General features: G+C 57.8%; 18 protein-coding genes. 7 read left to right on the top strand and 11 right to left on the bottom strand.

Features of this window, described 5'->3' with window-relative positions:
* Nucleotides 1-43: 43 nt before the first annotated feature.
* The 10 genes from ACQKP1_RS21145 to iolD all read right to left on the bottom strand — a co-directional run bounded on the left by ACQKP1_RS21145 (nt 44) and on the right by iolD (nt 12469).
* On the bottom strand, nt 44-1090 hold the full coding sequence (locus tag ACQKP1_RS21145) for an ABC transporter permease (RefSeq protein WP_113458354.1): 1047 nt from the start codon (nt 1088-1090) through the stop codon (nt 44-46).
* Entirely contained in the window at nt 1087-2586 is a 1500-nt protein-coding gene (locus ACQKP1_RS21140) for a sugar ABC transporter ATP-binding protein (protein WP_427276897.1), read from the bottom strand. The genes ACQKP1_RS21145 and ACQKP1_RS21140 overlap by 4 nt, the downstream gene beginning before the upstream one ends.
* A 21-nt stretch (nt 2587-2607) precedes the next feature.
* Nucleotides 2608-3672, bottom strand: coding sequence for a sugar ABC transporter substrate-binding protein (locus ACQKP1_RS21135; RefSeq protein WP_113458352.1), 1065 nt, complete (start codon nt 3670-3672; stop codon nt 2608-2610).
* 294 nt (nt 3673-3966) lie between these two features.
* Entirely contained in the window at nt 3967-4974 is a 1008-nt protein-coding gene (gene iolG / locus ACQKP1_RS21130) for an inositol 2-dehydrogenase (RefSeq protein WP_427276896.1), read from the bottom strand.
* A gap of 367 nt (nt 4975-5341) precedes the next feature.
* Nucleotides 5342-6505, bottom strand: coding sequence for a substrate-binding domain-containing protein (locus ACQKP1_RS21125; RefSeq protein WP_427276895.1), 1164 nt, complete (start codon nt 6503-6505; stop codon nt 5342-5344).
* 168 nt (nt 6506-6673) lie between these two features.
* Nucleotides 6674-7807, bottom strand: coding sequence for a Gfo/Idh/MocA family protein (locus ACQKP1_RS21120; protein ID WP_427276937.1), 1134 nt, complete (start codon nt 7805-7807; stop codon nt 6674-6676).
* 23 nt (nt 7808-7830) lie between these two features.
* Nucleotides 7831-8892 (bottom strand): sugar phosphate isomerase/epimerase family protein, encoded by a 1062-nt coding sequence (locus ACQKP1_RS21115; RefSeq protein ID WP_113458348.1) that lies wholly within the window; start codon nt 8890-8892, stop codon nt 7831-7833.
* A gap of 1 nt (nt 8893) precedes the next feature.
* Nucleotides 8894-9706, bottom strand: coding sequence for an SDR family oxidoreductase (locus tag ACQKP1_RS21110; RefSeq protein ID WP_113458347.1), 813 nt, complete (start codon nt 9704-9706; stop codon nt 8894-8896).
* Nucleotides 9703-10596 carry a myo-inosose-2 dehydratase gene (iolE, locus tag ACQKP1_RS21105; RefSeq protein WP_113458346.1) on the bottom strand — a complete coding sequence of 298 codons (894 nt, stop codon included), beginning with the start codon at nt 10594-10596 and terminating at the stop codon, nt 9703-9705. The genes ACQKP1_RS21110 and iolE overlap by 4 nt, the downstream gene beginning before the upstream one ends.
* Before the next feature lies 1 nt (nt 10597).
* On the bottom strand, nt 10598-12469 hold the full coding sequence (gene iolD, locus ACQKP1_RS21100; RefSeq protein ID WP_427276894.1) for a 3D-(3,5/4)-trihydroxycyclohexane-1,2-dione acylhydrolase (decyclizing): 1872 nt from the start codon (nt 12467-12469) through the stop codon (nt 10598-10600).
* 105 nt (nt 12470-12574) lie between these two features.
* Between iolD and iolG (ACQKP1_RS21095) the strand changes: the two genes are divergently transcribed.
* The 7 genes from iolG (ACQKP1_RS21095) (at nt 12575) to ACQKP1_RS21065 (ending at nt 22393) form a co-directional block, all read left to right on the top strand.
* Complete coding sequence (gene iolG, locus ACQKP1_RS21095; RefSeq protein ID WP_427276936.1) at nt 12575-13582, top strand: inositol 2-dehydrogenase; 1008 nt, start codon at nt 12575-12577, stop codon at nt 13580-13582.
* A 3-nt stretch (nt 13583-13585) separates the two neighbouring features.
* Nucleotides 13586-15016, top strand: coding sequence for an NAD-dependent succinate-semialdehyde dehydrogenase (locus tag ACQKP1_RS21090; RefSeq protein WP_427276893.1), 1431 nt, complete (start codon nt 13586-13588; stop codon nt 15014-15016).
* Between the two features lie 10 nt (nt 15017-15026).
* Nucleotides 15027-15839 carry an HpcH/HpaI aldolase family protein gene (locus ACQKP1_RS21085; protein WP_427276892.1) on the top strand — a complete coding sequence of 271 codons (813 nt, stop codon included), beginning with the start codon at nt 15027-15029 and terminating at the stop codon, nt 15837-15839.
* A complete protein-coding gene (locus ACQKP1_RS21080; RefSeq protein WP_427276891.1) occupies nt 15839-16807 on the top strand; it encodes a hydroxyacid dehydrogenase in 969 nt (322 codons plus the stop codon). The genes ACQKP1_RS21085 and ACQKP1_RS21080 overlap by 1 nt, the downstream gene beginning before the upstream one ends.
* Nucleotides 16800-17924 (top strand): Gfo/Idh/MocA family protein, encoded by a 1125-nt coding sequence (locus tag ACQKP1_RS21075; RefSeq protein WP_427276890.1) that lies wholly within the window; start codon nt 16800-16802, stop codon nt 17922-17924. The genes ACQKP1_RS21080 and ACQKP1_RS21075 overlap by 8 nt, the downstream gene beginning before the upstream one ends.
* 103 nt (nt 17925-18027) lie before the next feature.
* A complete protein-coding gene (locus ACQKP1_RS21070; RefSeq protein ID WP_427276889.1) occupies nt 18028-21462 on the top strand; it encodes a pyruvate carboxylase in 3435 nt (1144 codons plus the stop codon).
* A gap of 31 nt (nt 21463-21493) precedes the next feature.
* Nucleotides 21494-22393 carry a MurR/RpiR family transcriptional regulator gene (locus tag ACQKP1_RS21065; protein WP_427276888.1) on the top strand — a complete coding sequence of 300 codons (900 nt, stop codon included), beginning with the start codon at nt 21494-21496 and terminating at the stop codon, nt 22391-22393.
* Nucleotides 22394-22396: 3 nt separating this feature from the next.
* On the opposite strand, the gene ACQKP1_RS21060 is transcribed toward ACQKP1_RS21065, so the two are convergent.
* A complete protein-coding gene (locus ACQKP1_RS21060; protein WP_427276887.1) occupies nt 22397-23158 on the bottom strand; it encodes a sulfite exporter TauE/SafE family protein in 762 nt (253 codons plus the stop codon).
* Nucleotides 23159-23174: the final 16 nt, after the last annotated feature.

The following is a 23174-nucleotide window of genomic DNA, read 5'->3' as shown; positions in this document are numbered from 1 at the left end:
TCGGAAGAGCGCCCCGAAGGTCGGGACGCTGCTGTGATCGAGCCTAAGTTCGGGTCCTAACGCCAGAAGATCGTCGGCTGGCAATTGTCGTCAACACCGCTGCAATAACGATCACGGCTCCAGTGGAAGCCTGGACGTAGAACGAAGGCACTTGCGCCAAAGTCAGGAGATTGTTGATCACCCCGATCAGAAGAACACCGCTCACGACACCGACGATCGTTCCTCGGCCACCGCCGAGGCTGACGCCGCCGATGACAGCTGCGGCAAATGCTGAGAATATAATTCCCTGGCCTTGCGTTGTAACTGCGGAATCCAGTCGGCCGGTCATCAAGACACCAGCCAGTCCCGCAAGAAGCGCGGCGAAGACAAATGCGGACCAGATGACTTTGTCGACGTTGATGCCAGCAGCCCGGGCCGCCTCCTCGTTGCCTCCAACGGCATAGAGTGCCCGCCCATATCGATGATACTGAAAGATCAGACCAACAACGATGGCAACCAGCACGAAGACGTAGACGGAAATCGGTATGCCAAGAAAGCTGGCTGACCCGAGATACGTCAGCGCTTTGCCGGGCGAGTATATCGACCGACCACTGGAGACGATAAGGATGCCACCGCGTAGCAAAACGAGAAGGCCTAGTGTAGAAATGAATGGATTGAGGCCCACTTTTACGACCATGAAGCCGTTGAAGACGCCGATCAGACCAGCTGTTCCAAGTGCTATAAGCAGTCCTGTCCAACCGGGCATCTCGATGCCAAAACCGCCGGCGGCCGCGGGTACAAGACACACCGCCGCAAACATCGGGGCAAAGCCAACGATACCCTCGAGCGACAGGTCCAACCGCCCTATGAGGACGACGAATGTCAGGCCGATGGTCGTCAACCCCAGCACACTGACCTGATCGAGGATGTTGATCATATTGATCGTAGTGGCAAACCTCGGTGCGACAATCGAGCCGACGATTACCAAAACGAGCAGCACCGGATACATCGTGAAGCCACCGGCTACGAAGGCACTTGCCCATTCGCTAAACCGAGACCGTTCCGAACTACGTTCAACGGGTTTCGCAGTGTTGACTGCTTGAACGCTCATAGCACGCCCTCCATTCGCAAGATTAGGTCTTTCATTGTGTAGTCCCCAACCAGCTCGTCGACGATCTGGCCTCCAACGACAATCACGACACGGTTGGCGAGCTGGACAATCTCGTCCTCTTCATCGGAGACGACAATGACACCCAGCCCCTTGCTGGCAAGATTGCGGAGCAGCGAGTAAAGTTGCTCCTTGGCCCCGACGTCCACCCCGCGCGTCGGGCTGAGCGCGACGACGACGTCAGGATCGCGGCAAAGCGCACGTGCAAAGACGACTTTCTGCTGGTTGCCACCGCTCAACTGCCCGACTGCCTGTTCAAGTGATGAGCAGATGACGCCGACTTTCCCAGCCAGTTGGCCGACATGCTCCGTCTCTCGGTCCGACGAAATGAATCCCAAGGGGCCCGACAGGACGTCGAGGCCACCGATGCTGACATTTTCTCGGACGCCCAACATACCGACATAACCACTGACGTGACGATCGGTCGGAACCAGGCCGATTTTGGGGAATGTCGGCCGCTCGCTGGAAACTTCACCGGCTACGGGCACCTGTTGCCCGGCCAGAATCATTGCCAGCGCTTCCTTTCCACCGCCAACGGGTCCCGCCAGCGCGACGATCTCGCCAGACCGGACATGGAAGTCGATATTGCCCCCGGCGTCGAGGTCCACAAAGACATTTCTGGCTTCCAACAGGACTGGTGCATTCTTATCCGTGTGGTCTTCGCGGATGCTGCGCGCCGTTTTCTCACCCATCATCAGATCGGCGATCGTTTCGACATCGAGGCCACCGACCGGCTCACGCGACTTAACGACAGCCCCGTCTCGAAGGATGGTTACCGTGTCTGCCACTTCGAAGATTTCATCCAGATGGTGCGAGATGTAGATGAACGATACTCCCGCCGCCTTCAGCGTCTTTACCTGGTCGAACAGGTTTCGCTTTTCAGCGTTGCTCAATGCAGCTGTAGGCTCGTCGAGGATCATCACCGGGACACCCCGGCTAAGAGCCTTCATGATTTCGAGCAGTTGGCGGGTGCCAGCGCCCAATTCACCAGCGAGCGAGTCAGGACGGATGTCCATGTTCCATTTGCGCAGCAAATCGACTGTCCGAGCCATCATGCTGCTGCGGCTAACCACTCCGTACTTGTTGCGTACCACCGGACTTTCCAAAAACAGATTTTCCGCAACACTGAGCAGATTGAATAGTTGCGGTGTCTGCTGCACATGCGCAATGACCTTGCGAATGCTCGCTGCATAGGATGACCCGTTTGCTTCGATTTCAGTGTCGGCAATGCGGATCGTTCCGGTATCGGCAGGGGTAAAACCACTGATCGTCGAAACGAGTGTGCTTTTCCCCGCGCCGTTTCGGCCCAATAAGGCGTGGACTTCACCCGGCATAACAGTGAAGTCCACACCCCGAAGAGCGCGCGTCGAACCAAAAGTCTTGGTGATGCCGCGCATCTCGACGATGGGCCGCGTGTTGTCCATCAAAGTCGTGGCCACGCGGCACCTCCTCTTCTTCGCTTACTGGCCGACTTTGTTGGCCCACAACTCGGTGGAATCAACGTTGTCTGCGGTAACGAGAGTAGCATTCAGCTGGTACTGAGGGCCGACTGGCGTCTCGATAACCTGACCGTCCGGCTGGGGGCCGATCTCGATCTTGCCACCCTTGGACACCAAATCGATCAGTTCAGCCGTCTTGCTCGCGTAGGCGCTGAGAGGCTGAGAAACCGTAGCGTCAAGCGCCTTGTCGCGAATGAGCTGGAGACCTTGCGGTGTGCCATCGATGGCAATGCGAATGACGGAGTTGGGGTCGCCGACCGGTGCGCCCTTACCTGCAGCTGTCAGCTGAGCATTAACCGCAGTCGCCATTAGCTCGGACGCCTCGAAGATTCCGCTCAGGTTAGGGTTCTGGGTAAGCACATTTTGGGTAGCGTCCGCCGCCATGTCGGCAGTCCACTCGGTGGGGCGCTGGATCAGGGTGACCTTCGGAGCCAGCTTCTGGAGCGTCGTGGAGAAGCCGGTGGACCGATCCAAGCCGTTGGGAGAAGTCAACGCTCCTTGGAGTTCAAGGACAATACAGCTGTCATCAGACCAGCAGGCTTTGTCCTTCAATCTTTTGACCATCTCCTCAGCACCCTGCGCGCCGGCATTGACGTTGTCAGCGCGAACAGTTGCAGTGACCTTGCCACCAGCAGGCGCGTCATCGATCGAGAACACCAGGACATTCGCATCATTGGCTCTTTTGACCGCCGGTACGATCCCAGACGCGTCGATTGGCGCGAAAACGATGACATTGGCTCCGTTGGCCATCAAGTTTTGAAGCGCATCGACCTGCGCCGCAATATCACCGTTCGGGTCCGGCGCGCCGATCAAGGTGAAACCGCGCGCATCGAACTCTTTCTTTGAAGACGCCAACAGAAGCGTCATGAAGTCGTCTTTCAGGAACTTAGGCGTGTAGCCGATACGGATGTCGGGTTTTGCATCCTGCGCTGAGCCCGATCCGGCAGCCAGGGCGAGTAGAAGCGCGCCCGTGACGAGCGTTCCCATCGTCTTGCGACGGGTCAGTGTATGAGCCTTAGAATTCATGTCATCCTCCACTTTGTTTCGAAGTCCGGCGTGTCTGAACGACACGCGGCACTTCCACTTCCCCTTTAAGCCTCCCAAAGGGGTTCGATGATGCGCTTTCCGAAAACAGGCAGGCGCTGTCGTCGGCCGCAAATTTTGTGAGTATCCTCCATGACGCTTCACCGACTCCGTTTAACGAGCACCCAGCTCTCTTGTCGGATGCCACTTCCGGATCGTCATGCCTGATAAGGCATCGAGCACGCTATCGGATGGTGCGGCTACCACCTCCACGGCAGCCGCAGCAGGAGAATAGGGTCAGGCGATCTCCGACACTCGCACCAGGCGATGTTCCTTCATCGACTTGTATGCGGCCTCGGCGAGGATGAGCGCGCGTCGTCCATCTTCAAAGCTCGCAAGAGGCGAGGCACCCTTCTCGACGCAGTCGACGAAGCCATCAATCTCTGCCATAAAGGCCTCCAGATACCGCTCGAGGAAGAAAAACTGGTATGGCTGACTGGCTTCTACCGCGGCTCCGCTGAACCTTCTCAGTTCATGCGGCTTGCGGTTATCCGAAATCAGCATCCCATTGCTTCCCATCAGTTCGACACGTTGGTCATAGCCATAGACCGCAGTGCGCGAGTTATTGATGTGGCACTGCTTTCCGGACGCCGTCCTAAGGATGAACATGGCGCTATCCACCTCATTCAACTCGGCCCCCAATGCCGGATCGATCAGAGCATTGGCCAGGGCGAAAACCTCAGTCGGCTCCTCGCCCAGCATGAAACGAGCAAGATCAAAATCGTGGATCGTCATGTCGCGGAAGAGACCGCCCGCGGCCTCAAGATAAGCGCGAGGTGGCAGGGACGGATCGCGCGAGGTGATTATCACCTGGTGCAGCTCCCCAATTTCGCCTGCCAACATGGCCGCACGTGCTGCACTATGTCCCGGATCATAACGGCGATTGAACCCCAACTGGATCGGCACTTTCGTCTGCCCAATTTTGGCAGCACACGCATTAACGCGATCCAGGTTCAGATCGATTGGTTTTTCACAAAGAACAGCCTTGCCAGCCGCGACGGCCATTTCGATGTAGTCAGCATGTGTGGGTGTAGCGGTGGCAATCAGCACCGCATCAACTGAGCTAGAAGCGAAAATTTCTTCGGCACTCTGCGCAGCGGAAACCCCCTGTGCGGCAGCGACTTTTTCCGCCGATGGACGGTGAACGTCAAACACGGCCGCCAACTCCGCTCGGGGATGTCGCGCGATATTGGCCGCGTGCATCTGCCCAATTCGGCCACATCCGAGCACTGCTATCCGTAACATAGTCACTTCCTCTCCCATCACACTCGAAACGGGAATGCGTTTCGTGCGCCTGGATGCAAAACATCTTGCATCTACGCACGCATGTCAACACATTTTCCACATATCAATTAAATGCAATTTTCATTGCAGTCATCTGAACTTTCACGTTTGAAAGGATGAGCCACGAGAGACAGGATTATTGTGGCTGACGCCTGCTGATCTCGCGAAAGCTACAGAAATGCCTCAACGTCGCTAGGCCGCCTCCGTAGCAGGATCAGATGGAAATCGAGGACGTGCGTTATGCCCACGTTGCTCATGGCGCATTCAGTTGGTCGACTGACCAACCGCTGGCGTGGTAAAAAATTGGCGCTAGTAAATTGCTGTCAGGCTAGAAAATTGAGCAGTTGAAGCGCGTGAACAACTGGCTCTGGGTGAGACAATTAACAGGCTGGACGCCCTTGATAGCGGACTTGATGCAGTCGACCGATAAGTCGATTTCGTGCTCAATGTCATGGCCAATTGCAATGTCCATGATGCCGCGCTCCAACAAGGACCGGGAATTCACATTCAACTCATGGCCAATAAAGATCACCTTATCGCTCAATCCCTCGTCTTCAAGTGCTTTGCCAACACCAAGATTTGCACCGGAGACATTGTAGATCGCGGCCGGCGCACCGCTCTTCGCGATGTACCGGCGTACCGATTCATAGATGACTTCAATGCTCTCATTGGAACTGACTTTTTCGTCGATACCGAGCCATGAAAACTCGGAGCGAAGAACTTGGCGAAATCCTTGCTCTCGCTCTTGGTGGCAGCGGAAAGGCACACTGCAGATAAAAAGTACGCGTCCCTCTTCCTCCCTCGGAAGCATGCGCCCACAGAGCCAGCCTGCAGTCGCACCGGACGCGTATTGGTCCGATCCCACATAAGCAGTTCGCCCAGATGCCGGGAGATCAGTTGTCAGGCAGATAACGGGAATTCCGCGAGCAGTCACCGTCCTCACGGCCTCATTGATCGCAGGATGCTCCCTGGCCACAAGAATGATGCCATCGGACATTTCCGCTGACGCCTCGACATTTCGAGCCAATGCCGCAGGATCGACTTCATAGGACACATGGAGCTCGGAGACGATTTCAACGCCCGGATTCTTCGAGCAATAAACTTTGCTGGCTTGACCAGCAGCCTCGTTGAATGACCGACCGGAATCAGCGAACAAATGAATCCGAAGAGGGCATGAGATATCGGCACCCAACGCTCGCTGAGCACTAGCCCGCTTACTTTCAAGCAGAGAATTCGATAGCTGAGATTGCAAGACCGCCTGTAACTCCCGATACCCCGCAAAACCCAAACTTTGCGCCAGACGGACAACAGTCGAAGCGTGGACATTGCAACGCTTGGCCACCTCAGAGCTCGGGAGCATTGCCGTTTGGTCCAGGTTATCGATAATGAAATTCGCTAGCCGGCGACCTCCTCTACCGAAATCCCCCTGTTTGATTGACAGGACACGGCGAAGCTCATCTGCATTGTGGGGTTTGGGAAATTGCTGGTCCATGAACGCTCCTTTGGTCCGGAGCATAGTTGCAGCGTGCGCGTTTGCAACGAAAATTGCGCATTTGACGAGGCGGTGCAGTTGATCGTTGGCATTTTAATGGAAGACGCCAATAGAAAAGGCGGATGCAGCCACCTGCATCCGCCTTTTGTCGTCACCCTTGAAGGATCATCACACTGCTATGGGTGTTATCCAGATTGGGTCTGTGTTTTCGGCGCTATCCACAACCGCCTCAACAAAAGCGACCCCCTTCAGTCCATCATACGCGAGGGGGATGTTGCGCCCGATTGCCGTGGGTTCGCGCCCCTCAAGTCGGGCACGGATCGCCTCCGCAAACCCGCAGTAGAGGTTTGCAAAGGCTTCTAGATACCCTTCGGGGTGACCGGGCGGCGTTCGAGAACGGACCTTTGTTTCTTCGGATAGATCGTCGGCACCGCGTTTGATCGTCTGCACGCGACCGTCAAGCGGCGTGTAAATCAGCTCGTTCGGCTGCTCTTGGAACCATTGGAACGAGCCTGTGGAGCCGAATACCCGGAGCCGTACGCCGTTCGAATTGCCAAGCGCGACTTGCGATGACCAGAGGAGGCCGCGTGCGCCACCTCCATAGCGCATCATGACATGCGCGTTGTCATCCAGGGCGCGCCCCTGAACAAAGGTTGCAAGATCGGCTGTAAGCGTTTCGAGCGTAAGCCCAGTGACGAATCCGGCAAGATGGTAGGCGTGCGTACCGATGTCGCCTATCGATCCACCTCGTCCGTTCTTCTTTGGGTCGGTGCGCCATGCCGCCTGGGCATTGCCGTTTTGCTCGATCGCGGTCGCCATCCACTCAAGCGGATATTCAACCTGCACCGTCCGAACGTCGCCAATCTCGCCTCGGGCAATGCGAACACGCGCCTCATGAACCATGGGATAGCCGGAATAGGTGTAAGTCACACCGACGAAACGGCCGGATTGCCGCGACAGTGCCTCAAGAGCAATTGCATCCTGGATCGTCGCCGTCAGAGGTTTCTCGCAAATAACATCGAACCCGGCTTCAATCAGGGCCTTGGCGATCGGATAGTGCGTAAAATTCGGCGTGCAGATCGCAACGGCGTCGACACGATCTTCGCGCCCACGTTCGCCGGCAATCAAGTCCTGGTACGTTCCATAGCTTCTTGCAGGATCGAGACCCTCGTTGATAGCGAAGTCCCGGCCACGGTCCGGGTCGACATCAAAAGCGCCAGCGACCAATGTCCAATGTCCGTCGAGACGCGATGCCAGGCGGTGGATATTGCCGATATAGGCTCCCTGCCCACCACCGACCATACCAAGGCGAAGCGGTCTCCTACTCATTGTTCCTCCAGTCCGAGCATCGCCCGGTTCGCGCTGCGATTTGCGCCTGATTTTACGAAGTCATCGAAAGCCCGGTCCGAGACGCGAATGATGTGATCGGCAATGAAGCGCGCGCCTTCCGACGCGCCATCCTCGGGATTCTTGACGAAGCACTCCCATTCGAGCACCGCCCACCCGTCAAAGCCATATGTCGTCAGCTTGGTAAAAATAGCACCGAAATCGATCTGCCCGTCGCCGGGGCTTCTGAAGCGGCCGGCCCGCTTCGACCATGGCTGGTAGCCGCCATAGGCACCCGATTTTCCATCGGGGCGGAACTCGGCGTCCTTTACGTGGAAGGTCTTGATCCGCTCGTGGTAGTGATCGATGAAGGCCAGATAGTCCATGCCCTGAAGAACCAGGTGCGAAGGGTCATACATGAGATTGGCCCGGGGGTGCTCATCGACCTTGTCGAGGAACATCTCCCAGCTATGACCATCATGCAGGTCCTCACTTGGGTGGATTTCATAGCAGACGTCCACACCGTGCTCGTCGAAGTCGTTCAGGATCGGTTTCCAGCGGCGAGCCAGTTCGTCGAACCCTTCCTCCACAAGACCTTCCGGCCATTGCGGGTAGGGGTAAAGGTAGGGCCACAGGAGTGCGCCTGGGAAAGTCACGTGACGATCGATACCGAAACGCTTCGAGGCACGTGCGGCAAAACGCAGTTGTTCTTCAGCCCAGGCGCGCCGCGCGCCGGGATTTCCCCGAACATGTTCGGGGGCAAAGCTATCCATGATTTTGTCATGGGCAGGATGAACCGCGACGAGTTGGCCCGTGATGTGCGACGCCAATTCGGTAATCTCCAGACCGTGCTCACTGAGCATGCCTTTCAGATCATCGCAGTAGGCCTGGCTTTCGGCTGCCTGCTTCATATCGATCAGGCGAGTATCCCAGGTGGGAATCTGGACGCCTTTGAAGCCCTTGTCCGCTGCCCAGCGACCGAGAGATGGCAACGAATTATAGGGGGCATCGTCGGCAGCAAACTGTGCCAGGAAAACGCCTGGTCCCTTGATAGTACGCATCTCAGGCCTCCAGCTTCCTTGCCGGCACCGGAGCGTCGTCGTACCCGCCATAAACCGATTGATCGAAGGGGATGACTGCCCCGGTCATCATGCCACTCTCGTCAGAAGCCATCCACAGCACTGTACGGGCAACTTCCTTCGGATCGAGGATTCGACCGAACGGCTTCGCAGCGGCCGCCCGGTCAATGAAGTCCGGATCGCCCGTCTCCGAGAGAATGAGCTTTCGCTCGTGATCCGAGTTCATCCAACCGATGTCCAGCTGGTTGACGTGAATACGGTGACGCATGAGCGAGAAGCCGGCATGGCGTGTGACCGTCGACAGCGCACCCTTGGACGCCGCATAGGGGGCCAGAAATGGCTGGCCAGCCAAACCGGACATGGAGCCGATGTTGACAACCCGCCCCTCGATGCCTTCACGGATCATCACCTTTGCCGCGTCTTGAATCAGGAAGAACGGCGCGCGCGTATTGACTGCGAACATCCGATCGAAAAGGTCCGGCGTGGTGTTCAGCATGTTGCCACGGTCAGTAAGGCCCGCGGAATTCACCAGAATATCGACGCGGCCGAAACGTGCGTCGGTCGCTGGGATGATGGCTTGCACATCTTCGATCTTGCCAAGATCGGCCGCGACCAGCTCGACCGGCACACCGGTCTTGTCGGTGATGCGCTTGGCGACGGCCTGACCCTTTTCCACGCCGCGCCCGACGATGACAATGCCAGCGGCTCCTGCATCGGCAAACTGTTCAGCGATTGCCGCTCCCAAACCTTGCGTGCCACCGGTGATGACCGCGATTTTTCCTTCAATCCTGCTCATTTCATGACCTCGTAACCTGCAGCGTCCATGACGCGGAGAAGCTCTTTGTGTCCCTTTCGGGCCATATCCAGTGGTGGGTTTTTAATGGGGTCTTGCTCTGCTTCGACCACGAACCAGCCTTCGTAGCTCTTGGAGGCCAGCGCCGTGACGATTGTCTCGAAGTCGAGGCTGCCATCGCCGGGAACGGTAAAGGCTCCTTTGATGACCGCGTCGAGAAAACTCTCTGACGTGCGGTCAAGCGCGTCTACGACCTCACGCCGAATATCCTTCGTATGGACATGGGTGATGCGTCCATGATGGTTCTCGATCACGCGCAGCACATCACCGCCTGCGAATGCCATATGTCCGGCATCGAACAGAAGGGGCACGGACGAGTGTTTCATCAACAGGTCGAGCTCGCTTTCAGTCTCGACGGCTGCTGCCATATGGTGGTGATAGGAGATCGGCATGCCCTGTCCGGCGCACCAATCAGCAAACTCCGACAGTTTCCGCCCATAGGCCGCCATCTCTCGTTCATCGAGCTTGGGCTTTGTTGACAGCGGCGCGGCGCGCACGCCCTGGATCGAACGTGCTGTTTCGCCGTAGACGATGCAAGGCGCGCCCGCTGCGATGAAAAATTCCATCTGCTGTGCAATGCGATCCTTCTCGGCCTCGATATCGCCATCAAGCAGCAGTCCGGAGAACCAGCCACCGCAGACGGATATTCCGTAGCGCGCAAGGACAGGGCCGAGTTCGGCCATATCCATGGGAAACCGCCGTCCAGTTTCCATACCGGTGAAGCCTGCTTCAGACGCCTGCCTCAGGCATTCCTCAAGACTGACATCATCAGACAGTTCGGCGAGGTCGTCGTTCCACCAGGCAATTGGTGCAATTCCAAGTCTTGCTTTCATCTCAAACTCCTAGACGCCGCGCTTCGCGGATTTTTTCCTGAGCGGCGCGAGCAGCACGCACGCTTTCGAACGTGGATACTTCGGGTACGCCGACATCCCAGTCCGCATCGCCGGGAACCCACTTCCAGGCATCGGAGACGATCGAGATCAGCGTTACGCCGTCATTTCCTTGCGCCCAGATCATTGCATCTTCGAGATCGGCAAGGCTCTCGACCTTTCGTGCACTGGCTCCCATGGCTTCGGCATGCTTGACGAAATCGACATGCAGAGGATTGGTGCGGTCCTGAACACGGCAGTCGGCGAGGAGATTGTTGAATCCCGGAACACCTTTTGCCTGTTGAAGGCGGTTGATGACGGCGTAGCCACCATTGTCGCAAACCACGACGATCATCTTGTGGCCAGTGAGTGCGGCCGAATAGATGTCGGAGTTCATCATCATGTAGGTGCCGTCGCCGAGCATGACGATCGGAGTGCCGCCGGCACTGCCAGGGCCGTCCTGGGCCATTGAAACACCCCAGCCGGCCGCGATTTCATAGCCCATGCACGAGAAGCCGAATTCGCAGTCGAAGGTGTTCGGGTTCTTGACGCGCCAGCCCTTAGTAACCTCTCCCGGTGTACCGCCAGCCGCCGCGATCAGAGTATCTTCGGGGCGGGCAACCTTGTTGAGAATGCCAACCACCTGAGCGTAAGACGGAACCGGGGCATTGGTCGGAGCCTGATGCTCGTCCAGCAACTGGTTCCACTCTGCGAACAACGATTTCGCCCGCTGCATAAGGGCTGAGTCGGCTTTGTAGCCCCCAAGGGCTTCGTCGAGTTCGATGATCGATTCGAGTGCATCGCCGACAACCGCGAGCGCACGATGCTTGATCGCGTCGAAGCGGGCTGCATTGATCGAGATGAACTGGGCTTCCCGTGAAAATGCAGTCCACGAACCGGTCGTGAAGTCCTGCAGTCTTGTCCCGATCGCTATGATGACGTCGGCTTCTTTCGCCAACGCATTGGCGGAGGTTGAGCCAACGATTCCGATCGGACCCGCATGAACTGGATGATGATGGGTGAAGGCACCCTTGCCAGCGATCGTCTCGACGACGGGGATGCCACGCTTTTCTGCAAACGCTGCAAGTTTGTCCTCAGCCCCCGAATAACGGACACCGCCGCCGGATATGATCAGCGGGCGCTTTGCTTTGGCAAGCAGTTCAGCCGCCTGAGCGACTGCGTCCCGATCCGGACGCGGACGTGGAATCTTCCAGACCTTGGGTTCGAAAAAGACCTCGGGGTAGTCGTAGGCGAGCTCCTGCGTATCCTGGGCAAGGCCGATAAATGCCGGACCACAGTCGGCAGGATCAAGCATCGTCGCGATCGCCTGGGGCAGAGACTGGAGCAGTTGCTCTGGAAGCACGATACGGTCCCAGTAGCGAACGACGGACTTGAAGGCATCGTTTGCGGTGAGAGTCGGATCACCAAAGTGCTCGACTTGCTGAAGCACCGGGTCGGGCAGACGGTTGGCGAAGGTGTCTCCTGCAATAAGCAGGACGGGAAGCCGGTTCGCCATCGCAACGCCCGCAGCGGTTACCATGTTCAACGCACCAGGACCGATCGACGTCGCGGCCACCATGAGCTGCCGACGACGCTTGGCCTTGGCAAAGCCAATTGCGGCCAGTGCCATGGATTGCTCGTTCTGACCGCGCCATGTCGGCAGCTGGTCCTGAACCGTTTCCAGTGCCTCGGAGAGGCAGGTTACGTTGCCATGTCCAAAGATGGCGAAGACTCCGGCGAACAGCGGCACGCGCTCGCCTTCGACCTCGGTAAACTGGTTGCATAGGTAGCGTACAAGGGCCTGAGCCATGGTCAGGCTTAAGGTCTTCGCGGTCATCTCGCCTCCTCCTGCGGATGTGAATTTCGGTTTGTTCTGGAATGCATATTGACAATTGGAATAGTTTGCAATGATTATTGCGAAAATATCTCGGGAGGAATTCAGATGCTGAAAATAGCCGTTCTAGGCGTGGGTCGTATTGGCAAGATGCATGCGGAAAACATCGCTGCGCACCCTCGTGCCTCCCTTGCCGGGGTCTTTGATGTGCACGGGCCATCGGCGAAGGAAGTATCCCAGAAACTGGGCGTAGAACAATACGAATCGGCTGAAGCCGTGTTCGCGTCGGGTGACGTTGATGCCGTCTTGATTGCAACTTCTACGCCGACACACGCCGACCTTCTCGAACAGGCGATAGCGGCGGGAAAGCCGGTTCTCTGCGAAAAACCAATCGACCTTTCGCTAGAGCGCGTGAATGCTTGTGCGGCAAGAATTGCAGGGACCAGCATCCCGATCATGCTGGGTTTCGTTCGCCGCTTCGACACCGGACATCGCGCAGTGACGAATGCAATCGCATCCGGTGCCATCGGCGATCTGCATCAGGTGATCATCACATCACGTGACCCCGGAATGGCACCGGCCTCATACATAGAAGTGTCCGGAGGGATTTTCCGGGACATGACAATTCATGATTTCGACATGGCGCGCTTCATCCTCGGTGAAGACGTGACAGAGGTCAGCGCGACGGGATCAAGGCTTGTCGATCCTGAGCTTATGGCGAAATGCGCGGACTACGACACTGTAACGGTCGTCTTGAAAACAGCCTCTGGCAAGCAGTGCATCATCAACAATTCGCGGCGCGCGGTTTACGGATACGACCAACGGGTCGAGGCGCTGGGTAGCGCCGGAATGGCAATCTCCGAGAACCGGCCGCTTAACGGGATGCGTCTCTACAGCGAACAATTCACCGATCAGGCCGCGCCGTTGATGAACTTCTTCATCGAACGTTATGCCGACGCTTTCGCCGCAGAAATCAGCGCATTTGTCGATGCCGTCGAGAAGGGCGCACCGCCGGAAGTTGGTTTCGAGGACGGCCGCCAGGCCTTGATCCTTGCCGAGGCCGCCATGCTTTCGATTTCCGAAGGCCGCTCCGTCAACACGAACGAAATCGGGTAAGCCATGTACGCGAAATTTGGATTGTTCATCAACGGTAGCTGGGTCCCCGGCTCCGCGTCGGCAGACGTCATTTCTCCGGTCACGGAGAAGGAAATCGGAACCGTACCACTCGCAACGGCTTCAGAAACGCGCCAGGCAATTGACGCCGCCGCAAGCGCTTTGCCGAAATTGCGAGCCATGGGCGGCTTTGGCCGAGCCGAGGCGCTGCACAAGGCCGCCGATGAAATGCTCCGTCGGTCGGATGAAGCCGCCCGGATGATCTCAACGGAAACCGGCAAGCCGATTGCGCAGGCCGGCCGCGAATGGGTACTTGCCTGCGATCAGTTTCGCTGGTTTGCCGAGGAGGCTCGCCGCATCTACGGGCGCATCGTCGACAGCCGCGTGCCCGGTGGGCGATTCGAGGTCAGCCGCGAAGCTGTCGGTATTGTTGGGGCATTCACGGCGTGGAACTTTCCCGCGGCCTTGCCCGCGCGCAAACTTGCGCCGGCTCTCGCGGCCGGTTGCTCCGTCGTGCTTCGGCCGTCTTCGCAGACGCCGGGTGTCGCGATGGTCATGGTCGATTGCCTCCGCGCAGCCGGGCTTCCGGATGGGGCGGTCAATCTGGTTGTCGGTTCGACAGACAATACCTACGGTCCGATCATGGCCGATAGCCGTGTCCGCAAGGTTTCGCTGACGGGATCGACCCGCGTCGGCCAGCAGATGATCCGCGACGCCGCGGCCACGGTCAAAAAGGTCTCGATGGAACTCGGCGGTAATGCACCGTTGATCATCTACGATGACGCCGACTTGCAAAACGCCCTGGACCTCACCGTGCCGACCAAGTTCGCCAATTGCGGACAGGTCTGCGTCACCCCGGATCGCATCTTCGTCCACGACAGCCTGCACGACGCCTTTGTCGAAGGTTTCGTCGAGCGTGCTGCCAAGATCAAACTCGGCGACGGCCTCGAAGCAGATACTGGCATGGGGCCGCTGATCAATGCGCGCCGCCTGCAGGAAATCGAAGAGATCGTTGCTGCCGCCACACAAGCAGGTGCGACCCTTGCTTTTGGCGGAAAGCGGCCGGCGCAGTTGAACCACGGCTTTTTCTTCGAACCGACGGTGCTGACCAATGTCACCGACGACATGAAGGTCTTTGCCGAAGAGAACTTCGGACCGATCGCAGCAATAACGCGGTTCGGCAGCGAGGACGAAGCTCTTGCGAGAGCGAACGCTTCCGACATGGGATTGTCGGCCTATGCTTTCACCCGTTCGCCTGACAGGGCGCGCCGAACGGTGGCCGCTTTAAAGTCGGGCATGGTCGGCATCAACAGCTTTGCCCTTGCCGCGGCTGAAGCGCCGTTTGGCGGCACCAATCACTCCGGCATGGGACGCGAGGGCGGAATCGAAGGCATCGATGATTACCTCGACACCAAACTTGCTCAGCTCGTGTTCTAGGAAACCGATCATGAAAAAGAACAAGCTGAGACAAATCTGGGCGGAGGGACGTCCCGTACTGCACGGTTGGCTGTCGATCGCCAGTCCGTTCACGGCCGAGATCATGGCCGCCCAGGACTATGACGCCATCTCCATCGACATCCAGCATGGCGCGGTCGATTACAAGGACGTGCTGGGCATGTTCCAGGCGATGCGAGCGTCGGACAAGGTCCTGATGGCGCGCGTGCCGTGGCTGGACCCCTCCTGGATTTCCAAGGTGCTGGACGCTGGCGCATACGGGATCATCTGCCCGATGATCAATACACGCGCGCAGGCGGAGCAGTTCGTTCGTTACATGCGCTACCCGCCATTGGGCGAGCGAAGCTTCGGGCCGACACGCGCCGTCTACGCGGCCGGTGCGAACTATCCGGCGGAAGCCAATGACGAAATCCTCGCTTTCGCGATGATCGAAACCGCCGAGGCCATGGGAAATCTGGAGGAGATCGCCTCCACGCCCGGTCTTGATGGCATCTATGTCGGTCCGGCCGACCTCAGCTTCTCACTGTCCAAGGGACAATTGATGCCGGCTTTCGACCGGGAAGAGCCGGAGGTCATAGAGGCGATCAAGCGCATCAAGGATGCCTGCCTCCGAAACGGCATCCAGGCGGCGATCCATTGCGGAACAGCCGAGTACGCGGCGCGCGCAGTCGAGTGGGGTTTCAACATGACCACTGTGTCGGGAGACAGTCGGCTTATCGCGGCAGCCGCCGCTGAGTCCGTCGCCACTTTCCGCAAGCTTACCGCAAAGGTTACGGCGTCGACCGACCGACCGGGAGGCTACTGATGCCAAATCTTTTGGTTGCCGGGAAAATGCACCCGTCCGGCGAAGCCATACTGCGCGAACTGCCCGCGCACGGCTACACGGTCAAGTACATCGAGGAGGTATCAGAAGCCTCATATGCACCGTTCATCGACGCTGCCGACGCGATAGTTATTCGGACCCAGCCTTTGTCGGCTGCAACCATCGCCAAAGCCGAGCGCTTGAAGGTCGTTTCTCGCCACGGGGTCGGCTACGATTCTGTCGACCTCGTAGAACTGAACCGCAGAAAGATCGCGCTCACTATAGTCGGGGACGTCAACTCCGTCTCGGTTGCCGAACACGCGATCATGCAGCTCCTTGCCGGGGCAAAACGTGCGATCCTCGCGGACAGGTCTGTAAGAGAACCAGGACAATGGGGCTGGAGGAACAAACTTGAGCAGCAGGAAGTCTCGGGCAAGAACCTGCTCATTCTCGGCTACGGTCGGATTGGAAGGCATCTTGCGCGAATGGCATCCGGGTTCGGAATGCAAATCCGCGCTTATGATCCGTACCTGCAACAGACTGGTTGGCCAGATGGGGCCGTAAAGGCAACCTCACTGGAGGACGGACTTCCCTGGGCGGACTATATTTCCGTTCATATACCCAAAGGTGCGACACCTGCGATCGGTGAGGCTGAGATTGCCGCGATGAAGCGTGGTGTCGTGTTGGCGAACACCGCACGAGGTGGCGTGGTTTGCGAGCGGGCCTTGAACGACGCTCTGCTCAGTGGGCACATCGGCGCTGTGGGCCTTGATGTCTTCGATGATGAGCCACCGGCAAGTGACTCCCCACTTCTTTCGCACCGCAACGCCATACTCTCCCCGCACATCGCCGGCCTCACGGCTGAATGTGGTGAGCGGATGGCCATCGCCGCGATCCAGAACGCAGTGAACTTTCTGGCGGGCACCATCGACCGTACCCTTATCGTCAATCCGGATCACGCATATGCCTAATAAACCTGTTCTTCGCATCGGACTGATCGGTACTGGTTTCATGGGTAAGGCTCATGTCTTTGGTTTTGCCTCGGCACCAAAGGTGTTCGACCTTCCCTTTGATATCGAGCTGCATACCGTTGCAGACGTTACCGAGGAGGTAGCGGCACGAGCTGCCGCCGATTTCGGCTTTGCAAACTCGACATCCGACTGGCGATCGCTGATCGCTAATGCCGATATCGACGTCATCGACATTACTGCACCCAATGCCTTGCACAAGGAGATGGCCTTGGCCGCCATCGCCGCCGGCAAGCATGTCTACTGCGAAAAGCCTTTGGCACCACTGGCGTCAGATGCCCGCGAGATGGCGCAGGCCGCAACCGCTCGGGGCGTGAAAACCCAGGTCGGTTTCAACTACCTCTGCAATCCAATGCTCCGTTTGGCAAAGAAGATGATCGCCGACGGTGAACTTGGTGAAATCCGCGGATACCGAGGGCTGCACGCGGAAGACTACATGGTCGATGCCTCAGGGGCATTCACTTTCAGACATGATCCAGCTGGCGGCGGGGCGCTCGCCGACATTGGATCACATGCACTGGCGACCGCCGAATTTCTCCTCGGTCCGATCACCGAGGTAATGGGCGACTGCATCACCATGATCGGCGAGCGCCCTGACGGCAAAGGCGGAACCAGGAAGGTGGAAGTGGACGATGTCGGGCGCGCATTTGTCCGTTTCGCCAACGGAGCGCAGGGATCGGTCGAAGGAAACTGGATCGCAACCGGACGAAAGATGCAGCATGACTTCGAGGTCTATGGCACCGAAGGCGCACTCCATTACAGTCAGGAGCGCTTCAACGAGCTACACTTCTACTCGAACCGCGACCCGGCAGGACGTCGTGGCTTCCGCAAGATCGAAGCGGCCCCTGATCACGAGCCCTATGGCCGTTTCTGCGTCGCTCCCGGCCATCAGCTCGGATTCAATGATCTAAAGGCCATTGAGGTCGCCGGGTACATCCACGCAATCGCCGGCACGATCGAAGAACCGTTCGGATTTGCCGCCGGTCTTCGCATTCAGACACTTGTCGAGACGATCCAGCGCTCCTCGTCGACGCGTCAATGGATCAGCGTGCCCGCCTGACCAGCATAGCCGCCGGATAGCCTCGGCGCTACCAGGGGCAACAGCCCCTACTCCCCGGACGTCCGGCCCTCCCCCGGACGTCCGCTCCTTCACGAGGGCTCCAATGTTCAAGAAAATCCTGATTGCCAACCGCGGTGAAATCGCAATCCGTGTGATGCGCGCAGCCAACGAACTGGGCAAAAAAACAGTGGCCGTGTACGCGCAGGAGGACAAGCTCAGCCTCCACCGCTTCAAGGCTGACGAAGCCTATTGCATTGGCGAGGGACTGTCTCCCGTTGGCGCATATCTCAGCATCTCCGAGATTATCCGTGTCGCCAAGGAAGCGGGCGCGGACGCCATCCACCCGGGCTATGGTCTACTGTCGGAAAACCCGGACTTCGTGGAAGCTTGCTCGAAGGCCGGCATTACTTTTATCGGACCTCGCGCCGAAACAATGCGGTCGCTTGGTGACAAGGCGTCCGCACGAAAAGTTGCCGAAGTCGCCGGTGTCCCTGTCATTCCTGCAACCGATGTACTCGGCGACGACTTCGATCTCATCCGGAAACAAGCTGCAGCGGTCGGCTACCCGCTCATGCTCAAGGCGAGTTGGGGTGGCGGTGGCCGGGGCATGCGGCCGATCAACTCGGAAGATGAACTCTCCACCAAAGTCCGTGAGGGTCGCCGTGAAGCGGAAGCTGCTTTCGGCAATGGCGAGGGCTACCTGGAAAAGATGATCCTCAGGGCGAGGCATGTTGAGGTCCAGCTTCTCGGCGATGCCCATGGCGGTCTATACCACCTCTATGAACGTGACTGCACAGTGCAACGACGGAATCAGAAGATTCTAGAACGCGCGCCTGCACCTTACCTCACTGAAAGTCAGCGCGCTGAAGTCTGCGATCTTGCACTGAAGATCGGTAATGCCGTCGGATACCAGAATGCGGGGACTGTCGAGTTCCTGATGGATATGGACAGCGGCCACTTCTATTTCATCGAAGTGAACCCGCGCGTGCAGGTTGAACATACGGTGACCGAGCAGATCACCGGGATCGATATTGTGCAGGCCCAGATCAAGATCGCTGAAGGCGAAACACTGGCTCAGGCAACCGGCGTTTCCCGACAACAGGACGTCAAACTTAACGGACATGCACTTCAGTGCCGTGTCACGACCGAAGACCCGCAGAACAACTTCATCCCTGACCATGGTCGCATCACCGCATACCGAACTGCCACGGGCATGGGCATTCGTCTCGATGGCGGCACAGCATACGAGGGTGGCGTGGTCACCCGCCATTATGACTCGTTGCTGGTCAAGGTGACGGCATTGGCACAGACACCGGACCAGGCAATCCGCCGAATGGATCGGGCATTGCGAGAGTTCCGGATCAGGGGGGGCAGTACGAACATCGAGTTCGTGGTGAACTTGCTCAAGCATCCAACATTTCTGGACATGAGCTATTCCACGAAGTTTATCGATACGACGCCAAGCCTGTTTCAATTCAACAAGCGGGCTGACCGCGGCACCAAACTGCTTCAGTACATCGCCGACATCACGGTCAATGGTCATCCGGAGACTGCGGGCCGTGCAAAGCCTGCGGCTGATGCCAAATCAATCAGCGTTCCGACCGTGACCAAGGAAGTGCAACCAGGCACACGCCAATTGCTCGACCAAGAGGGTGCAAAAGCGGTCGCCGCCTGGATGGTGGCACAGAAGAAGCTTCTGATAACCGACACGACCATGCGTGACGGCCATCAATCGCTTCTGGCGACCAGGATGCGCACCAATGACATGGTCAAGATCGCACCGGTCTACGCATCAGGCCTCGGAGACTTGTTTTCCGTGGAATGCTGGGGCGGTGCGACCTTCGATGTCGCCTATCGCTTCTTGCAGGAATGCCCGTGGCAAAGGCTGCATGCGATCCGCGAGCGACTGCCGAACGTGTTGACGCAAATGTTGCTGCGGGCCTCCAACGGCGTTGGATATACCAACTACCCGGACAATGTAGTCTCGTTTTTCGTCAAGCGTGCCGCCACTTCAGGGGTAGACGTCTTCCGCGTATTCGACAGCCTCAACTGGGTCGAGAATATGCGCGTCGCGATGGACGCGGTCGTTGAAACCGGCAAGATTTGCGAAGGCACGATCTGCTACACGGGTGACATCCTCAACCCCGACAGAGCAAAATACGATCTCAAGTACTACGTGACCATGGCGAAACAGCTGGAAGCCGCCGGGGCCCATCTGCTAGGCCTGAAAGACATGGCTGGCCTTCTGAAACCCGCTGCAGCTCGTGTGCTGGTCAAAGCATTGAAGGAGGAAGTCGGACTTCCGATCCATTTTCATACGCACGACACGGGCGGGCTCGCAGCAGCATCTATTCTCGCCGCAGCTGAGGCCGGCGTCGACGCGGTCGATGCCGCGATGGATGCATTTTCCGGCGGGACTTCTCAGCCCTGTCTTGGGTCCATTGTTGAAGCACTTGCGAGATCGGACAGGGATACTGGGTTGGATATCGAGACCATCCGCCTCGTCTCATCCTATTGGGAGCGGGTACGGCATCAATATGCGGCTTTCGAAAGTGGGCTGGAAGCGCCAGCGTCGGAAGTCTACCTGCATGAAATGCCCGGAGGGCAGTTTACCAACCTGCAGGCCCAGGCACGAAACCTCGGTCTTGAAGAGCGTTGGAACGAGGTCGCCCAAGCCTACGCGGATGCCAACCAGATATTTGGTGATATCGTCAAGGTCACACCGTCGTCGAAAGTTGTCGGTGACATGGCGTTGATGATGGTGGCGCAGGGATTGTCGAAGGAAGACGTCATAGACCCCGAGAGAGAAGTGGCGTTTCCGGAATCCGTCGCCGACATGATGGCCGGAAACTTGGGGCAACCGCCTGGCGGCTGGCCGGAAGCAATTTCGAGTAAAGTTCTTAAAGGCAAGCTGCCATCAACAGAACGCCCGGGAAGCAACTTGGCCGCGGTCGATCTGGTTGCCACACGCAGTAAGCTGAGCGACGAGCTCGATGGATACGCCGTCTCGGATGAGGACCTAGCATCCTACCTGATGTACCCCAAGGTCTTCCTGGACTTCATGGGGCGACGCCGTACATATGGACCGGTTCACTCTTTGCCGACGCCAACCTTCTTCTACGGCATGCAGGAGGGGCAGGAACTGTCGGTCGAGCTTGCACCAGGCAAAACAGTTGAGATCAGATATCTGACCAAAGGTGAGCCAGACGAGAACGGTGATGTGAAGGTCTACTTCGAGATCAACGGCCAGCCGCGCTCCACGAAAGTTTCAGATCGGAAGCGGTCAGTGAGAAAGACTGCACATCCGAAAGCTGACCCGACAAACCCTGGCCAGATCGGCGCGCCTATGCCTGGCATTATTTCAACCATCTCAGGGTTCGTGCACCAGACGGTCAAGGTAGGTGACCCTTTGCTTTCAATTGAAGCCATGAAAATGGAAACCAGCATCAACGCTCACCGTGATGGCGTCATCGTTGCCATGCATGTCAGCTCAGGTATGCAAGTCGATGCGAATGATCTGCTAGTTGAGATCGTATAGAGGTCGACCCCTTGGTTTTTCGCAACAGATATTGCAAGGTTTTGTCATGAAGCAACAACCGACACCCACGGCATCACCTAAAGACTACGAAGAACTTATCCGTCTGATCCATGAGCGTCATGATCAGATGAGCAAAACCTATCAGAAGATTTCGGTCTATCTGACCCAGAACCCCAATGAGGTCGCCGTCCAGTCGGTCAACACCATCGCAGAGCGATGTGGCATGCACGCGTCGAGCTTCGTCCGGTTCGCTCAAGCGCTCGGCTACAAAGGGTTCAAGGAGCTTCAGGTTCTCTTCCAAAAGAGGCTCGCGACGGCTGCGCCGGGCTTCGAGGCCAGAATCAAGGCGCTCGACAACGAGCTCATGAACAGGGAGGATCGATCCGAATACGGCTTCCTGCACGATTTGGTCGTGCGCGACATCGCGTCCCTGCAGGACATTCTCGAACGGACGAGCGGCGAAGACCTCGCCATGGCGGCAGACGTCATTGAGGGGGCCGACACGATCTACCTCATCGGGCAGTTGCGCTCGGCTCCTGTTGTGGAACTGTTGCGCTACATCCTGACAATGCTGGGAAAGCGCTGTGTGCTCCTCGATCCGGGTGGGGGCTTGGCTACCCATATGGCGCGGACGATGAAGAGTACGGACGCGTTGATTGCCGTGTCATTCCGGTTCTATGCAAACGAAGTGGTGAACATCGTAGAAGAGGCGCAGAAGATTGGCGTCCCCGTCGTCGCGATCTCCGACAGTACGCTCTCACCGCTGGCTAAGTCCGCCAAGGTCTTGTTCTCTGTTCCCGAACATGACTACACGTTCTCCCGGTCTTTGGCAGCGCCTATGTGCCTGGCTCAGGCCTTGACTGTCGCGGTCGCGGCCCGGGTTCAGAAGGACGATACCGCTCCCCGCATTCCGACGGTGACGGGCATATAGCGTTTACAAACTAACGATGCCGTCCCAAACGAGCTTCACACCAACGGCCGCGACTGAAATGTAAGTCATGGGATAAAACACGGCAGCGTCCATCCGGCGTACTGCCCATGCTCCTAGCCATGTCGACGCGATAGCCAAGGGCATCATGATGGCCGCGCGACTGAGGTTCTCAACACCCAAACCACCCAGTGCGGCATAGGGCACCAGCTTCACCGCGTTGGTGATCGCGAAGAACATTACCGTTGTTCCGGTGAAAACCTTCGGATCAAGTCGAAGTGGTAACATATAGACTTGCAAGGGCGGGGACCCGGCATGCGCGACGAAGCTTGTATAGCCGGCGAGTGTGCCCCAGAAGCTCGCAGCCAATGGACGTTCACCGGTGACCGCTCCGGTAACGGTTCTTCCCAACGCAACGCGCAAGACGAATGTCAGAGACACCAATCCGACAATAAGCCGGACAACGGCGTCAGATGTTACTTCGGCCGTCAGCCAGCCCAACCCAATACCGCCTAGAGCACCCGGCAAAACGAGCACCAGTATTTTCCAGTTTACCCACTTCTTCCAGGCGGCAACGCTGACGATATCCATGACCACCAGGATTGGCAGAAGTATCGCAGCAGCAGTGATTGGCGACATAGCCAGGGCCATTAACGGTACCCCGAGAAGGCTCATTCCCCCGAGCCCTCCCTTAGACAAACCGACAAGGAAGACCGCAACTACTGTGACGGCCAACTCCAAGGGGCTACCAAAGAATCCATCGGCCATGATTGCCTCGAAGACT

The sequence above is a fragment of the Allorhizobium sp. NPDC080224 genome (assembly GCF_050281005.1).
Taxonomy (GTDB): Bacteria; Pseudomonadota; Alphaproteobacteria; order Rhizobiales; family Rhizobiaceae; genus Allorhizobium.
This window is presented reverse-complemented; position numbering and strand designations above follow the sequence as displayed.

Bases quoted from the DNA above. Each gene is read 5' to 3' on its own strand.
- ACQKP1_RS21145 (WP_113458354.1), bottom strand. From the start codon at position 1,090: ATGAGCGTTCAAGCAGTCAACACTGCGAAACCCGTTGAACGTAGTTCG.
- ACQKP1_RS21135 (WP_113458352.1), bottom strand. From the start codon at position 3,672: ATGAATTCTAAGGCTCATACACTGACCCGTCGCAAGACGATGGGAACG.
- iolG (WP_427276896.1), bottom strand. From the start codon at position 4,974: ATGTTACGGATAGCAGTGCTCGGATGTGGCCGAATTGGGCAGATGCAC.
- ACQKP1_RS21125 (WP_427276895.1), bottom strand. From the start codon at position 6,505: ATGGACCAGCAATTTCCCAAACCCCACAATGCAGATGAGCTTCGCCGT.
- ACQKP1_RS21120 (WP_427276937.1), bottom strand. From the start codon at position 7,807: ATGGTCGGTGGTGGGCAGGGAGCCTATATCGGCAATATCCACCGCCTG.
- ACQKP1_RS21115 (WP_113458348.1), bottom strand. From the start codon at position 8,892: ATGCGTACTATCAAGGGACCAGGCGTTTTCCTGGCACAGTTTGCTGCC.
- ACQKP1_RS21110 (WP_113458347.1), bottom strand. From the start codon at position 9,706: ATGAGCAGGATTGAAGGAAAAATCGCGGTCATCACCGGTGGCACGCAA.
- iolE (WP_113458346.1), bottom strand. From the start codon at position 10,596: ATGAAAGCAAGACTTGGAATTGCACCAATTGCCTGGTGGAACGACGAC.
- iolD (WP_427276894.1), bottom strand. From the start codon at position 12,469: ATGACCGCGAAGACCTTAAGCCTGACCATGGCTCAGGCCCTTGTACGC.
- iolG (WP_427276936.1), top strand. From the start codon at position 12,575: ATGCTGAAAATAGCCGTTCTAGGCGTGGGTCGTATTGGCAAGATGCAT.
- ACQKP1_RS21090 (WP_427276893.1), top strand. From the start codon at position 13,586: ATGTACGCGAAATTTGGATTGTTCATCAACGGTAGCTGGGTCCCCGGC.
- ACQKP1_RS21085 (WP_427276892.1), top strand. From the start codon at position 15,027: ATGAAAAAGAACAAGCTGAGACAAATCTGGGCGGAGGGACGTCCCGTA.
- ACQKP1_RS21080 (WP_427276891.1), top strand. From the start codon at position 15,839: ATGCCAAATCTTTTGGTTGCCGGGAAAATGCACCCGTCCGGCGAAGCC.
- ACQKP1_RS21075 (WP_427276890.1), top strand. From the start codon at position 16,800: ATGCCTAATAAACCTGTTCTTCGCATCGGACTGATCGGTACTGGTTTC.
- ACQKP1_RS21070 (WP_427276889.1), top strand. From the start codon at position 18,028: ATGTTCAAGAAAATCCTGATTGCCAACCGCGGTGAAATCGCAATCCGT.
- ACQKP1_RS21060 (WP_427276887.1), bottom strand. From the start codon at position 23,158: ATGGCCGATGGATTCTTTGGTAGCCCCTTGGAGTTGGCCGTCACAGTA.